Origin of the sequence: Streptomyces venezuelae (assembly GCF_008642295.1) — a bacterium.
Classification (GTDB): Bacteria; Actinomycetota; Actinomycetes; order Streptomycetales; family Streptomycetaceae; genus Streptomyces; species Streptomyces venezuelae_C.
This window is the reverse complement of record NZ_CP029190.1, coordinates 997692-1012401: the sequence shown is the minus strand read 5'-3', so window position 1 is coordinate 1012401 and position 14710 is coordinate 997692. Positions and strand designations below refer to the sequence as shown.

Below are 14710 nucleotides of genomic sequence, written 5' to 3'. Positions count from 1 at the left end.
CCGTTACCCGTGCCAGATCTTCTCGTATCCCGCCCGGTAGCCGCGCGGGTCCCAGGACGTGGCACCGGCGCTGTTCTCGGCCGTGGCGATGTGGACCGGGGCGACATAGCCGCTCGCCGGGCGGCCGGCGAAGGCGCGGTTGAACTCGTCGACGATCTGCCAGCCCTGCTGGGAGAGCGGCTCGGGAACGGTGGCGGACTGGAACCGGTGGCTGTTGATGCGCTGGAACGCGGAGGGATCGCCGTCGCCCGCGCCGATGTTGAAGGGCGGCCCGGATCCCGGCTTTCCGGCGGCGCGGAGGGCCGGGGCGGCATCGGCGAAGTAGAGGTCGTTGATGGCGACGGAGTACGTCCAGTCGTCCCCGAACCGGGACACCAGGGAGGAGACCTCCTGGGGGGTGCGCTGACTCGCGTCCGGGATCGGGATGTTCTGGTACGCCAGCAGCTTCACGCTTGCGCAGCCGGCGAGTTCGTCCTTGATCAGCTGCGCCTTGTTCCTGGCGAACGGGATCGAGTCGTCGGTGAACAGGACCACTCCCGCGGTGCCACCCGACCGGGCGATGACCCAGTCCGCACTGATCCTCGCCACGTCCTCCACGTTCGTGGTGACGTTGGTGAACAGCCGGGGGCTGGTGCTCGGGCCGGGGGCGGGCACCGCGTGCCAGCCGATCAGCGGAATGCCCGCCGCCTGGGCCTGTGCCACCTGCCGTGACGTCAGCTGCGGGTCGAAGCCGCCGATGACGATCCCCGAGGGCTTGAGGGTGACGGCCTGGCTGAAGGCTGCCTGGATGCCGGCCGGAGTGCCCTCCCCGTCGATCACCCGGACCTTCCAGCCGATGGTCCCGGCCGCCTCCCGGAGGCCCTTCGCGACACCGGCCACACCGGGGTTGGTCATGGTCTGCGCCACGTACACGATGCTCTTGCCGGGCACCGCCGCGGGACCGGTGGTGGGGCCGTGCCATGCCATGTCGGTGTTCTGGGCCCGTTGCACGGCCACCCGCGCCTCGTCCAGGGCCGCCGGGCAGCCCGGGCCCGAGGCCCCGGTGCCGTTCGACGGGCCGCTCCCGCAGCCGGCGAGGGCCGTGACGGCCGCCGCCGCCAGCAGGACCGCGGCGGTACGGACGGTCTTCCCGGTCCGGCGGGCCGGGTACGGGTGCTTCGGGTTCACGGCGCTCCTCACGCTGGTGCCTGCTGCGACGTACCGGCGGGTGCCCCCGTGCGCAGCCGCCGCCGCGCCGTGTAACCGGCCAGGCCGACCGCGACGAGCAGCGTGGCGCCGTTGAACAGCGGCGTCGCCCAGAACTGGGCGCCGAGCTGGCCGATGCCGGCCAGGCCCACGGCGAGGACGGCCACGGCCACCAGGGTGCCCAGGGCATTGGCCCGGCCCGGTCTGACGGTGGTGGAGCCGAGCAGGGCCCCCACGAAGGCCGGCAGCAGGTAGTCCAGGCCCACGCTCGGGTTGCCGGTCTGCTGCTGGGCGGCGAGCAGGACCCCGGCGAAGCCGACGACCAGGCCCGATCCGGTGAAGGCGTAGACGATGTGCCGGTGGGTGGGGATGCCGATGATGTCGGCGGTCCGGGGGCTGGAGCCGATGACGTACAGGTGGCGGCCGAGCGGCAGCCGTTCCAGCGCCACCCACAGGACGAGGACCAGGGCGAGGACGTAGAAGGCGGGCAGCGGCAGGCCGAGGAACCGGGAGTCGTACAGGCCGGTGAAGGCGGCCGGCAGGCCGTCCGGGCCGGGGACGATCCGGCTGCCGTCGGTGATCCAGCCGGAGACGGCGTACATCATGCTGCCGGTGCCGAGGGTGGCGATGAAGGAGTCGATCCGGGCGAACTCGACGAGGACCCCGTTGACGGCGCCCGCCACCGCCCCGCCCAGGACGACCAGGAGGCAGGCCCACGGCCAGGGCCAGCCCTCGTTGACGATCAGCTGCATCACCAGGACGTGGGCGAGCCCGAGACCGTAGCCGAGGGACAGGTCGAACTTGCGGGTGACGATGGGGATCGTGGCACCGAGCGCGAGCAGGGCGGGGATCGACTGGTTGGAGAGGATCGCGGAGACGGTGTCCCGGGTGGGGAAGGTGTCCGGCAGAACGAGGGAGAAGACCAGGAAGAGCAGGACGGTGAGGGCCGTCAGGCCGTAGCTGCCGAGGACATGCCCGCGCAGGTGGCCCAGCAGGGATCGCGGCGAGGAGGAGTGGGGCATCAGCTCGTCGGGGGTCCGGTGATCGCGGGCATGGCGGACGCGGTACGGGTGAGTCCGGTGACCGTCAGGTCCGGAGGCGCCTGCTCGGCCGCCAGCGTCCCGCGGACGAACACCAGGGCGCGGTCACAGATGTCGGCGACCTCCTCGAAATCGGTGGAGATGAGCAGGACGGCCAGGCCGGCGGTGACCGCTTCGTCGAGGAGCCGGTGGATGGCGGCCTTGGCGCCGATGTCCACGCTGGCGGTCGGCTCCTCCAGGATGAGCAGGCGCAGCGGCACCGGGAGCCAGCGGCCGACCACGACCTTCTGCTGGTTGCCGCCGGACAGCGTGGCCATCGGGACCTCGCTGTCACGGGGGCGGACATGGACCCGCTCGATCAGGGCGGTCGCCTCGGCGCGTTCGCGGCGGGGGCGGATCGGGTGCCAGGCCGGCACACCGGCGGCCCGGAGGTTGGCCAGGAAGTTCTCCCGTACGGTCAGTTCGGCGGCCAGGCCCTCCTCCTGGCGGTTGCCGGCCACGAAACCGACGCCGGAGGCGACGGCCGCGGCCACCGTGCGCGGGTGGTACGGGCGGCCGTCCAGCAGGGCCCGCCCGCCGGTCAGGGGGTGGGCGCCGGCGAGGGCGCGGCCCAGGTGCCCGTGGCCGGCGCCGGTCAGGCCGACCATGCCGAGGATCTCGCCGCCGCGCAGGTCCAGACTGACCGGACCGGTGCCGCTGGTGGTCACGGAGTCCAGGCTGAGGACGGGCGCGCCGGCGGCGCGGCGGGCGGCGGGCCGGCCGGTGGTGGTGCGCGTGCCGGTGCCGGTGCCGGTGGCGGCCCTCGCGACGGTCGGTACGGGGGCCGGTACGGGGGCCGGTTCGGGGCCCACGATGTCGCGCACCAGTTGGGCGGGGCTGTACGGGGCGAGGGGACCCCGGCTGACCAGGCGGCCGTCGCGCAGCACCGCGAAGCGGTCGGCGACCCGGTACACCTCGTCGAGCCGGTGGCTGACGTAGAGGATGCCGTGCCCGCGGTCGCGCAGGGTGTGCAGGACGTCGAAGAGGCGGGCGCAGTCCGCGGCGGGCAGGGCGGCCGTGGGCTCGTCGAGGACGAACAGCCCGGCCCGGCGGGCCAGCGCCCGGGCGATCGCGACCAGGGCGCGCTCGGCGGGGACCAGGTCGGCGACGCGGGTGCCGGGGTCCAGGTGCCCCGCGACGGTCTCCAGGGCCTCGGCGCACTGCTCCCGGGCCCGCCGCCAGGAGATCAGTCCGCGGCGCCGGGGATACCCGGTGCCCAGCGCGATGTTCTCGGCGACCGTCATCCACCCGACCAGGCCGAGGTCCTGGTGGATGAAGGACATGCTCCGGGAGGCGGCGTGCGAGCCGAGCGGGTGCCCGGCCACCGACACCTCGCCCGTATCGGCGTGGTGGACCCCGGCGAGCACCTTGATCAGGGTGGACTTCCCGGCACCGTTGGGTCCGAGCAGGGCGAGGACGCTGCCGCCGGGAATGTCCAGGTCGACGGAGTCCAGCGCGACGGTGCCGCCGAACCGCTTGCCGAGACCGCGGATGCTGACCAGTGGTTCGCCACCGGGGCGGGAGGGCATGCTCGGGATGCTACTGCGCGCTGCCCCTATATGTCTGACATGTCGGCACCCGTTGTGCTCCAATGGGCGAGTCCGCCGAGTGCGCCGAGTGCGCCGAGTCCGGCGAGCGCGAGCGGCAGGTTACGCCGCGTCCAGGGTGCACTCCGCCCAGATGACCTTGCCGTGGCTGGTGTAGCGGGTGCCCCAGGCCTGCGAGAGCTGTGCGACGAGGAAGAGGCCGCGTCCGCCCTCGTCCGTGGTGGCGGCCCGCCGCAGGTGCGGGGCGGTGCTGCTGCCGTCAGAGACCTCGCAGATCAGGGTGCGGTCGCGGATCAGGCGTACCTGGATGGGCTCGCCGCCGTAGCGGACCGCGTTGGTCACCAGCTCGCTGAGCATCAGTTCGGCGGCGAACGCGAGCTCGTCCAGACCCCATTCGGTCAGCCGGCGGGTGGCGGCGGCGCGGATGTCGCAGACCTGGGCCGGATCGGCGGGCAGGTCCCAGGTGGCCAGCCGGTCGGCGGGCAGGGCGCGGGTGCGGGCGACGAGGAGGGCGATGTCGTCGGCGGGGTGGGCGGGCGCCACGGCCTCGAGGACCGCTTCGCAGGTGTCCTCGGGTGACCGGTCCGCCTCGGCCAGGACGCTGCGGAGCGTCTCGAGCGCGAGGTCGATGTCGCGGTGGCGGTCCTCGACGAGCCCGTCGGTGTAGAGGACCAGCCGGCTTCCTTCCGGCAGCTTGACCTCGGCCGTTTCGAAGGGCAGGCCGCCCAGGCCGAGCGGGGGTCCGGCGGGCAGGTCCGGGAAGGTCACGGTGTGGTCGGGGTGGACGATCGCGGGCGGGGGGTGGCCGGCCCGGGCCATGGTGCACAGCTGCGAGGTGGGGTCGTAGATGGCGTAGAGGCAGGTGGCGCCTGCGATGCCGGTGATACCGACGCCGCCGACACCGCCGGCGGTGTCGGCGTCGCCGCCCTCCTCCCGGTCCAGGCGCACCAGGAGGTTGTCCAGGTGGGTGAGGAGCTCGTCGGGGGCGAGCTCCAGTTCGGCGAAGTTGCGGGCGGCGGTGCGCAGCCGGCCCATGGTGGCGGCGGCGTGCAGGCCGTGTCCGACCACATCGCCGACCAGGAGGGCCACGCGGGTTCCGGCGAGCGGGATGACGTCGAACCAGTCGCCGCCGACTCCGGATTCGGCGGGCAGGTAGCGGTGGGCGACCTCGACGGCGTCCTGTTCGGGGAGGCCGCGCGGCAGCAGGCTGCGCTGGAGCGCGAGGGCCAGGGTGTGTTCGTGGGTGTAGCGGCGGGCGTTGTCGATGCAGAGGGCGGCACGGGCGGCGAGTTCCCGGGCCAGCGAAAGGTCGTCGTCGCCGAAGGGGGCCGGGTCCTCCGAGCGGTAGAAGGCGACGATGCCCAGCAGGACGCCGCGGGCCAGCAGCGGGACGGTGATCAGGGAGTGCACCCCGCGGGCGAAGATCCGCTCGGCGTGCCCGGGGTCCTGGGCGATCCAGCCGGCCGCGGACCTCAGATCGGGTTCCAGGATGGCCTGCCCGCCGGCCAGGCACCGCATGTGCGGGGTGCCGGGGCTGAGGTCCACCCGCCCGCCGGCCGGATAGAAGGGGCAGTCCTCGCGGATGCCGTGGACCTCCGTGCGGTACAGCTCGGCCGTGGGGTCGACGGACTCCTCGCCGCGCAGCACGGCCTCGGGCAGGTCGATGGTGACGTAGTCGGCCAGGCGCGGGACCGCCATCTCGGCGAGTTCCCGGGCGGTGCGGCCGACGTCCAGGGTGGTCCCGATCCGGGTGCTCGCCTCGGCCAGCAGCTCCAGGCGGCGGCGCGCCGCGACGGCGTACTTCCCCACTTCCGGCTCGCCCACCAGCACCAGCCCGCGGGGTGCCGGGGGAGGACCTTCCGGGGTCGGGCGCGGGACGGGGTCCGGAACAGGGGGTCCGCCGGAGCCGGACGCCGACGGCGTGACGGCGAGGTGGTGCTGCGGCGGTTCGCCGGGCAGGACGGCCTCGACGACCACCCCCGCCACTCCGGAGCGGCTCGTGACCGGATGGCTCAGGAGCGTGACCTCCCGGCCGTGCGGCAGGGGCACCGCGACGGCGGCGTGCAGGGCCGAGCCGATGAGCTCGGTGGCCTTCTCCTTGAGGATCGTCTGCTCGCGCAGGTCCAGGGTGAACCCGGCCGCCTGGTCCAGGTCGACCAGCTGCCCGTTCCCCCCGCTGCCGCCGGCCCCGGCGCGGAGCCGCGCATCGAGGTACGTCCGCAGCAGCTCGCGCTCGCGCGCCGAGTTCTGCTCCATCAGCCGCCGTTCGATGACGGCGGCTGCCCGGCGGATCAGGACGGGCAGGGCCGGGTCCTCGTAGCTGCGCGGATAGCCGAAGCAGAGGACCCCCTCGATGTGCCCGCTGAGCTGGTTGCGGATGGGGATCGCCGAGCAGGCGTTCGACTGGGAGCGTTCGGCGAAGTGCTCTGCGCCGTAGACCTGGCAGAGCCGGCGGTCGGCCAGCGCGAGGCCGATGCCGTTGGTCCCGGCGACCCGCTCGGCGAAGACGAAACCGGGGACGGACTGGATCGGGGGCAGGGTCAGGGACAGCGAGGGCTCGCCGAAGCGGCGCTGCAGCACCGTCCCGTTCTCGTCGGTGAGCGCGACGTTCATCGCACTGCCCGCGAACCGGGACTGGAGCCGGCCGAGCACCGGTTCGGCCGCGCGGACGAGCCGGCTGTCCGGGTCGAAGTCCTCGCTGAAGGGGAGCTCGGTCTGGTCGGGGGACAGTCCCAGCAGCCGGCTGCGCTGCCACGAGGCGAGGATCGGATCCCGGACGCCGCCCTCGACCGGTTCGCCCGACAGGAAGCGCTCACGGGAGCGTGCGGGGCCCTCCTGCTCTCCCGTGACCCCCATCTGCATCACTTCCCCTTACCGGTCCCTCGGTCGGGTCTCGCTCCGGTGTCTTCGAAAGGTGCCAGCGGAGCATTTTTGAGTATATTCCTACCGGTTTGATCCTGTTTTCCCTTACAGGACCGCCACCGGATTGACCGGCGAACCCGTTCCGCCGGGCACGTTCAGCGGGGTGACCACGATCATGAACTCGTAACGCTCCGCCTCGGCGCAGGCCACGGAGAGTGCCTCCAGCTCCAGGTTGTCCAGCAGCGGCACCCCCATGGCGGTGATGGCCAGCGCGTGCACGGGCGAGTGCAGGCCCTCGACCGGCGAAGGGCGTACGTCGCTGTCCCCGTCCCCGCCCAGCAGCGCGAGCCCCCGCTCGGCCAGCAGCGGCACGGCGTCCACATGGAAGCCCGCGCTCGCCGCGCCGACGTCCCAGGGGCCCAGCTTCCGGCGCCGGCGGAACCGCCCGGTGCGCAGCAGCACCGCACAGCCGTCGTCGACCACCACCCCGAGCGCCCGCTCCGCGGCGATCACATCGGCCGAGTGGACCGCGCGGGCCGGCTCCAGCCAGTCCACACCGAGGACGGCTGGAAGGTCCAGCAGCACCCCCTTGGTGACCAGGGGGCCGAGCGCCTGCACCGACCCGAACCGGGCCCCGCCGGAGCCGACGGCCTCCCGGGCCGCCCGGCCTTCGTAGAGCTGCCCCCGGTAGGCGATATGGGAGAGGGCGTCGAGATGGCTGACGGCCTTGCCGTGGTAGTCGACGGCGATGAAGTCCTTGTGGGCGGCGGGTTCCGGAGGCTCGACGTCGCCGAGGTCGGACATGTAGTGCAGGGCGGGCCTGTCGTTGTCCGGCCCGGGCCGGGTGTCCCAGGGCAGACCGAGGGGCACCGCCGTCCCGGACCGGACCAGCCCGGCAGCCCGCCGTACATGGTCCGGGGTGACCCGGTTCCAGGCTCCGCGGTCGGCCGGGGTCCAGCGGCCCCACGTACGCACTGTGTCGAAGAGGGCGTCGAACTCCTGACGGGAGACCCGGTCGTCGTCCAGGTTGTCCACGGGGAGGCGACTGCCCGCGAGCCGGGTGCCCCATGCGTACGGGACGGCACCCCGGGCGGGCGAGAGGCGCGAGAGGCGGCGGGCGGGCACAACGGGCCGCAAGGGGGCAGGCTGGAGCCATGCGGTCGGTCTTCCGCTCGTCCCCCCGGCCCGGAGAGCACCCCCCTCACCCGGTCCTCTACACCCTCGCCGAGTGCCTGCCCTTCGCGATCGCCCTGCTGGTGGTGGCCGTCGAACTCACGCCCCTGCACTTTCTGTACACGGGCCCCTTCCTGGTCGCGACACCCGCCCTGGCGGCCGTGACCATGGGGCCCGTCGGCACCCTCGCGGCGGCGGGGCTGGCCGTCGCCGTCAGCGTGACCACCGCCACCTACAACCAGGCATGGGGCAGCCAGCAGGTCTACAGCAACTTCCTGGCCCTGCTCCTGGTCACCACGGCGAGCTTTATGACGAGCAGAGCCGTGCGCACCCGCAGGGAGAACGAGCTGAGACAGGTCCGCCGGATCGCGGCGGCGGCGCAGGAGGTGCTGCTGCGGCCCGTACCGGCCAGGCTGGGGCCCGTACGCGCCGCCAGCATGTACCTCGCGGCCGAGACGGGGGCGCAGATCGGCGGCGATCTCTACGAGGCGGTGCAGACCCGGTACGGAGTCCGCATGATCGTGGGGGACGTCCGGGGGAAGGGACTGCCCGCCGTCCGGGCGGTCGCCGTCGTCCTGGGCGCGTTCCGGGAGGCCGTGCACTACGAGGACGAACTGGTGGAGGTCATCAACCACTGCGGGGAGGCCCTGCGCCGCGATGCCGCCGTACCCGGGGCCTTCGACGCGGAAGCGCTCCTGGAGGGCTTCGTCACCGCACTGGTGGCCCAGGTCCCGGACGGACACGTGGTCGAGGTGGTCAACCGAGGCCATCCGCCCCCGCTGCTGCTGCACCACGGCAAGGCCCGCGCCCTGACGCCCGGCTCCCCGCAGCCGCCGCTCGGCATGGAGGAGCTCGTCAGCGGCCCGCCCGGTGGTACGACGGACAGCTATCCGTTCGTCCCCGGCGACCGGCTGCTGCTGCTCACCGACGGCGTGATCGAGGCCCGCAACCGGCACAACGACTTCTTCGCGCTCCCCGAGGCCATGGAAGCGATGCACGACCGGCCCCCGCGGGAGTTCCTGGACCGCATGCACCGGGAGCTGCTCGACCACACCCACGGCCGGCTCGCCGACGACGTGGCGATGCTGCTCGTCGACCGGGTCGAGGCCGAGCAGCCGCCGCCGCGGCCGGATCCCCCGCGGTCCGCAACCTGACTTCCCCTCACTGCGAAGCGTGCGCAGGAACCTACCGACTCGTACGGTGTGCCCGGTCGATCACGTCCTGTCCGTACGAAAGGAACTGCCCGATGACCACCCTTTTCGACCAGTGGGGCATCCATCCGCACCATTTCTGGCTTCGCGGTCAACAGCCCGGGAACCCGGTCGTGTTCGACGAGAAGACCTCGACCTGGAACGTCTACGGCTTCGACGCGGTGCAGGAGATCCTCGCCCACCCGAAGACCTTCTCCTCCGGCACCGCGGACCTCCTGGCCGTGGAGGTCGACCCGGAGGTGATGGAGGGGAACATCCTCCAGATGGACCCGCCGGGCCACCGGCAGCTGCGCAACCTGGTCAGCAGCGCCTTCACCCCGAAGGTGGTCGCCGACCTCGAACCGAAGATCGTCAAGCTCACCCACGAGCTGCTCGACAAGGTGCAGGGACAGGACCGGATCGAGCTGGTGGGCGACCTGGCCTACCCGCTGCCCGTCATCGTCATCGCCGAGCTGCTCGGCGTGCCCGCCTCCGACCGGGACCTCTTCCGGGGCTGGGCGGAACGGATGATGGAGACCTCCATAGAACTCCTGCGGGCCGAGCGCGCCGAGGAGCAGGAGCGCGCCCTCAAGGAGCAGCTGGAGAGCATCGGGAAGCTCCGCGACTACCTGCGCGTACACGTCCTCGAACGCCGCCGGCAGCCGCGCGAGGACCTGCTGACCAAGCTCGTCGAGGCCACGGTCGACGGAGAGCGGCTCAGCGACAACGAGGTGGTCAACTTCGCCTACATCCTGCTGGTCGCCGGGCACATCACCACCACGCTGCTGATCGGCAACACCGTGCTCTGCCTCGACGCCCACCCCGAGGAGGACCGGCTGCTGCGCGCCGACCGCTCGCGGATCCCGGGCGTCCTGGAGGAAACGCTGCGCTTTCTCACGCCGTTCTCGCTCTCCCTGCGCGCCACCACCGAGGAGGTGGAGCTCGCCGGGCAGCGGATCCCGTCGAAAACCATGGTCCACGTCTGGCTCTCGGCGGCCAACCGCGACCCGCGGCACTTCGACCGCCCCGATGTGTTCGACCCCTCGCGCGCCTCCAACTCGCACCTCGGCTTCGGCCGTGGCATCCACCACTGCCTCGGGGCGCCGCTGGCCCGGATGGAGGGCCGGATCGTCCTGGACATCCTCCTCGACCGGTTCCCGGCACTGCGTACGGACCCGGCGCTGCCGCCCACGTTCATGCAGGCCGACCACATGACGGGCGCCAGGACCTTGCCTCTGCTCACCCGCGTGTGAGTGCGGCGCGTCCCGCCGGCCGGCCGTCCTGCCGGCGGGAACGCGTAAGACTTTCGTCATGCCGATACCCCTGGCGGCCGGGGTGGCCTGGGGGTTTGAATCGACGGGCACGGATGAACGGCCCGGACGAACGGCCCGGACGAGAGGATTTTGCGGTGGCAGGGAACGCAAGGCGGCGCTGGGTACTGCCGGTGACCGGGGCGTTGATCGCGGGGGCGCTGCTGCTGGGTGCCGGTCTGTACTGGTTCCAGCCCTGGAAGCTGTGGCGGGACGAAACGGTCAAGGAGACCCTGCCGGCGGCCTCGCCGGTCGCGGGTGCGCCGACCGGCGGGCAGACAAGCCCGCAGCCGGGTCCGGAGACGATCGCCGAGGGCAGCCTGATCAGCCACGAGCACGCCACCCGGGGCACGGTGAAGATCGTCCGGCTGCCCGACGGCTCGCGCACGCTGCGGCTGGAGAACCTCGACACCAGCAACGGCCCGGATCTGCGGGTCCTGCTGACCGATGCCCCGGTGAAGGAGGGGGTGGCCGGCTGGCGGGTGTTCGACGACGGCAAGCACATCAGCCTGGGCAAGCTCAAGGGCAACAAGGGCGACCAGAACTACGGGATTCCCGCGGACGTGAAGCTGGACGAGTACACCAGCGTCAGCATCTGGTGCGACCGCTTCGACGTGTCCTTCGGTGCGGCGGAGCTGGGCCGGGCCTGATCCCCGTGCCCTAGAATTCGAATGTGAGTACGAGAGAAGGCGAGTCGCGGCCGGAGTTGAGCCCGCGGCTCAGCGGGGACGAGCTGGCCCGGTGGTACTGGACGCTGGCCGAGCTGACCGGGCTGGCGCGGGAGATGGGCGTACCCCGGGGCGGGGGCAAGACCGCGCTCGCCGGGCGGCTGCGGGCGGCACTGGACGGGCACCCGGCCGAACCGGTCGCCGTCGTCCGGCGGAAGGGCGGGCGGCAGCTGGCCGGGCCTGTCGACGGGCGGAGCGTGATTCCCGAGGGCCAGCGGTGCAGCCAGGTGCTGCGGGCCTTCTTCGTGCGGGAGATCGGCCCCGGCTTCCACTTCGACGCCCCTATGCGGGACTACATCGCCCGGCAGGCCGGCCGGACCCTCGCCGACGCGGTCGCGCACTGGTACGCCACCCGCGCCGAGGCCGCCGAACCGCGGCGGCCCGGTGCCCAGTTCGAGTTCAACCGCTTCGTGCAGGACTGGCACGCCCGGCATCCGGAGGGCTCGCGCGAGCAGGCCCTGGCGGGCTGGCGGGAGCACCGGGAGCGGCCCAGGACCCCCTGACACGGCGGCCGGTCAGGTGAGGTGGCGCAGCAGGACCACGCCGTTGCCGAAGGTGTGGGTGCCGGCCGTGCGCAGCAGGGTGCGGGTGTCCGAGGCCGGGAAGAGCCGCTTGCCGGAGCCGAGCAGCACCGGATGGACATAGAGCCGGTATTCGTCGATCAGGCCGTACCGCATGAAGGAGGCGGCCAGGTCGGCGCCGCCGAGGGCCAGGTCGCCGCCGGGGGCCGCCTTCAGCGCCTCGATCTCCGCCGGGTCCACCCGGCGGACCACCGTGGTGTTCCAGGCGGTGTGTTCGGCCGGTTCCAGGGTCCGGGAGAACACGTACTTCGGCATGTCCCGCCAGATCGCGGCGAACTCCGCGGTCGGGCGGCTCGCGGCCGGGTTCTCGTCGGCGGTCGGCCAGTACGCCGCCATCAGCTCGTGGGTGACCCGGCCGCTGAGAAAGGCGCCCATGGGGGCCAGTTGTTCGTTGAAGTGGGTGTGCAGTTCGTCGTCGACCAGGTGCCAGTCGAGCTCGCGGCCGGGTCCCTCGATGAAACCGTCGAGGGACACCGACACCGGCAGGATGATCCGTCCCATGGTGGACGAGCATACGGGCGGACCGCCCGCCGGCCGGGGACCCGGCGCGATGCGCCGGGTCGGCGCGGTCGCCCCCGGTGGACTGGTGCGGTCACCCCCGGCGGGCCGGTGGGGTCACCCCGGGGGACCGGCGTGACCGCCTCGACCGCCCCGACGACCGCCGCGACTTCCTGCGGTCCCTCTAGGAGCCGACGTACTCCCGGAGGTGACGGGCCGTCAAGGTGTCGGCCTCGGCCATCAGGGTGGCCGGGGTGCCCTCGAAGACCACCCGGCCGCCGTCGTGGCCGCCGCCCGGGCCGATGTCGATCAGCCAGTCGGCATGGGCCATCACGGCCTGGTGGTGCTCGATGACGATCACCGAGTTGCCGTTCTCGACGAGCCGGTCCAGCAGGGCCAGCAGTTTGTCCACATCGGCCAGGTGGAGCCCGGTGGTCGGCTCGTCCAGAATGTAGGTGGAGGCCTTCTCGGCCATGTTGATCGCCAGCTTGAGGCGCTGCCGCTCGCCTCCCGAGAGGGTGTTGAGGGGCTGGCCCAGGCGCAGGTAGGGCAGGCCGACGTCGAGCAGCCGGCCCAGGATCGCCCGGGCCTGGCCGGTCGGGAAGAAGGCGTGCGCCTCCTCCACCGGCATGTCGAGCACCTCGCTGATGTTCCTGCCGCGAAGCCGGTACGTCAGAACCTCCGGGGTGAACCGCTTGCCCTCGCACTCCTCGCACACCGAGGCCACCCCGGCCATCATCGCCAGGTCCGTGTACACCAGGCCGAGGCCGTTGCAGTTCGGGCAGGCCCCTTCCGAATTGGCGCTGAACAGGGCCGGCTTGACCCCGTTGGCCTTCGCGAAGGCGGTCCGGACCGGGTTCAGCAGTCCGGTGTACGTCGCCGGGTTCGACCGCCGCGAGCCGCGGATGGGGGACTGGTCGGCCACCACCACCCCGTCCCGGCCGGCCAGGTACCCGTGGATCAGCGAGCTCTTGCCCGAGCCCGCCACCCCGGTGACCACGGCCAGCACCCCGAGCGGCACGTCCACCTGGACGTCCTTGAGGTTGTGCAGGTCGGCGCCCTTGATGGAGAGGGCACCGCGCGGCTTCCGCACCTGCTCGCGCAGCCGGGCCCGGTGGCCGAGGTGGCGGCCGGTCAGGGTGTCCGAGGCGCGCAGCCCGGCCACGTCCCCGCTGTAGCAGAGGTGCCCGCCCGCGGTGCCCGCGCCCGGACCCAGGTCCACCACGTGGTCGGCGATCGCTATGACCTCCGGCTTGTGCTCGACCACCAGGACGGTGTTGCCCTTGTCGCGCAGCCGCAGCAGCAGGTCGTTCATCCGCCGGATGTCATGGGGGTGCAGACCGGTGGTGGGCTCGTCGAAGACATAGGTGACATCGGTGAGCGAGGAACCGAGGTGGCGGACCATCTTGACCCGCTGGGCCTCGCCGCCGGAGAGGGTGCCGGCCGGCCGGTCCAGGCTGAGGTAGCCCAGGCCGATCTCCACCAGGGAGTCCAGCAGGCCGCGGAGGTTCGCCAGCAGCGGGGCGACCCCCGGGTCCTCGATCTTCCCGATGAACTCGGCGAGGTCGCTGATCTGCATGGCCGAGCAGTCGGCGATGTTCAGGCCGTCGATGCGGGAGGAGAGCGCGGCCGGGCCGAGCCGGCTGCCGCCGCACTCCGGGCAGTCGGCGAAGACCACCGCCCGGTCCACGAAGGCCCGGATGTGGGACTGCATGGACTCGCGGTCCTTGGACAGGTACGTCCGCTGGATCTTGGTGATCAGCCCCTCGTAGGTCTGGTTGCCCGACCCCACCTTCACCTTCACCGCGGGCCGGTGCAGGAAGTCCGCCCACTCCTGCTCGGTGAACTCCTTCAGCTTCTTGTCCGGGGAGAAGAACCCGGAGTTGGCCATGACCTGCCAGTACCAGGAGTCGACGGCGAACCCGGGCACGGTGATCGCGCCCTCGTTCAGCGAGAGTTCGCGGTCCACCAGCTGGTCCACATCGATGTCGGAGACCTGGCCGATGCCCTCGCAGCGCGGGCACATGCCGTCCGGGGTGTTGAAGCTGAAGGCCGTGGACGTGCCGATGTGCGGGGTGCCGAGGCGGCTGAAGACGATCCGCAGCATGGTGGAGGCGTCGGTGGCCGTGCCCACGGTGGAACGGGAGTTGGCGCCCATCCGCTCCTGGTCCACGACGATCGCGGCACTCAGATTGTGCAGGGCGTCCACGTCGGGCCGGCTCTGGCTGGGCATGAACGACTGGATGAACGCCGTGTAGGTCTCGTTGATCATCCGCTGGGATTCGGCGGCGATGGTGCCGAAGACCAGCGAGGACTTGCCGGATCCGGAGACGCCGGTGAAGACCGTCAGCCGGCGTTTGGGGATGTCGACGGATACGTCCACGAGGTTGTTCTCGCGGGCGCCGCGGACCTGGATGACCTGATGGCCGTCGGCGGCGGTGGGTGCTGCGGCGGTGGCGGTGGTGGCGGTGGTGATCTGCACGGAACTCCTCACGGCGGGGGTGTTTCGGGCTTACTCTCTACAGTGTACTGTATACAGCGTAGAGAATAACCCGGA

General features: G+C 72.2%; 11 protein-coding genes. 4 read left to right on the top strand and 7 right to left on the bottom strand.

The genetic code is table 11. The features are described 5' to 3' along the window. Positions 1-3: 3 nt before the first annotated feature. The 5 genes from DEJ50_RS04525 to DEJ50_RS04505 all read right to left on the bottom strand — a co-directional run bounded on the left by DEJ50_RS04525 (position 4) and on the right by DEJ50_RS04505 (position 7708). Entirely contained in the window at positions 4-1104 is a 1101-nt protein-coding gene (locus tag DEJ50_RS04525) for a substrate-binding domain-containing protein (protein ID WP_150211900.1), read from the bottom strand. Between the two features lie 71 nt (positions 1105-1175). After that, positions 1176-2207 (bottom strand): ABC transporter permease, encoded by a 1032-nt coding sequence (locus DEJ50_RS04520; RefSeq protein ID WP_150206168.1) that lies wholly within the window; start codon positions 2205-2207, stop codon positions 1176-1178. After that, a complete protein-coding gene (locus tag DEJ50_RS04515; RefSeq protein ID WP_150206167.1) occupies positions 2207-3793 on the bottom strand; it encodes a sugar ABC transporter ATP-binding protein in 1587 nt (528 codons plus the stop codon). Before DEJ50_RS04515 ends, DEJ50_RS04520 begins: the two co-directional genes overlap by 1 nt. Positions 3794-3913: 120 nt before the next feature. Then, positions 3914-6667 carry a SpoIIE family protein phosphatase gene (locus DEJ50_RS04510; protein ID WP_150206165.1) on the bottom strand — a complete coding sequence of 918 codons (2754 nt, stop codon included), beginning with the start codon at positions 6665-6667 and terminating at the stop codon, positions 3914-3916. A gap of 111 nt (positions 6668-6778) precedes the next feature. Further along, positions 6779-7708: a cyclase family protein gene (locus tag DEJ50_RS04505; RefSeq protein ID WP_150211899.1), complete on the bottom strand. Its 930-nt coding sequence runs from the start codon at positions 7706-7708 to the stop codon at positions 6779-6781. Positions 7709-7827: 119 nt separating this feature from the next. Between DEJ50_RS04505 and DEJ50_RS04500 the strand changes: the two genes are divergently transcribed. The 4 genes from DEJ50_RS04500 (at position 7828) to DEJ50_RS04485 (ending at position 11577) form a co-directional block, all read left to right on the top strand. After that, a complete protein-coding gene (locus DEJ50_RS04500; protein WP_150206163.1) occupies positions 7828-9000 on the top strand; it encodes a PP2C family protein-serine/threonine phosphatase in 1173 nt (390 codons plus the stop codon). 92 nt (positions 9001-9092) lie between these two features. Further along, the gene (locus tag DEJ50_RS04495; RefSeq protein WP_150206160.1) at positions 9093-10289 is read left to right on the top strand and encodes a cytochrome P450; all 1197 of its coding nucleotides are present in this window, start codon (positions 9093-9095) and stop codon (positions 10287-10289) included. A 155-nt stretch (positions 10290-10444) separates the two neighbouring features. Continuing rightward, the gene (locus tag DEJ50_RS04490; protein WP_223837592.1) at positions 10445-10996 is read left to right on the top strand and encodes a DM13 domain-containing protein; all 552 of its coding nucleotides are present in this window, start codon (positions 10445-10447) and stop codon (positions 10994-10996) included. 23 nt (positions 10997-11019) lie between these two features. Then, positions 11020-11577: a DUF6434 domain-containing protein gene (locus DEJ50_RS04485; RefSeq protein ID WP_150206158.1), complete on the top strand. Its 558-nt coding sequence runs from the start codon at positions 11020-11022 to the stop codon at positions 11575-11577. A 12-nt stretch (positions 11578-11589) separates the two neighbouring features. On the opposite strand, the gene DEJ50_RS04480 is transcribed toward DEJ50_RS04485, so the two are convergent. Together DEJ50_RS04480 and DEJ50_RS04475 are read right to left on the bottom strand one after the other, a co-directional pair. Further along, positions 11590-12156 (bottom strand): dihydrofolate reductase family protein, encoded by a 567-nt coding sequence (locus DEJ50_RS04480; protein WP_150206157.1) that lies wholly within the window; start codon positions 12154-12156, stop codon positions 11590-11592. A gap of 181 nt (positions 12157-12337) precedes the next feature. Then, the gene (locus DEJ50_RS04475) at positions 12338-14629 is read right to left on the bottom strand and encodes an ATP-binding cassette domain-containing protein (protein WP_150211897.1); all 2292 of its coding nucleotides are present in this window, start codon (positions 14627-14629) and stop codon (positions 12338-12340) included. Positions 14630-14710: the final 81 nt, after the last annotated feature.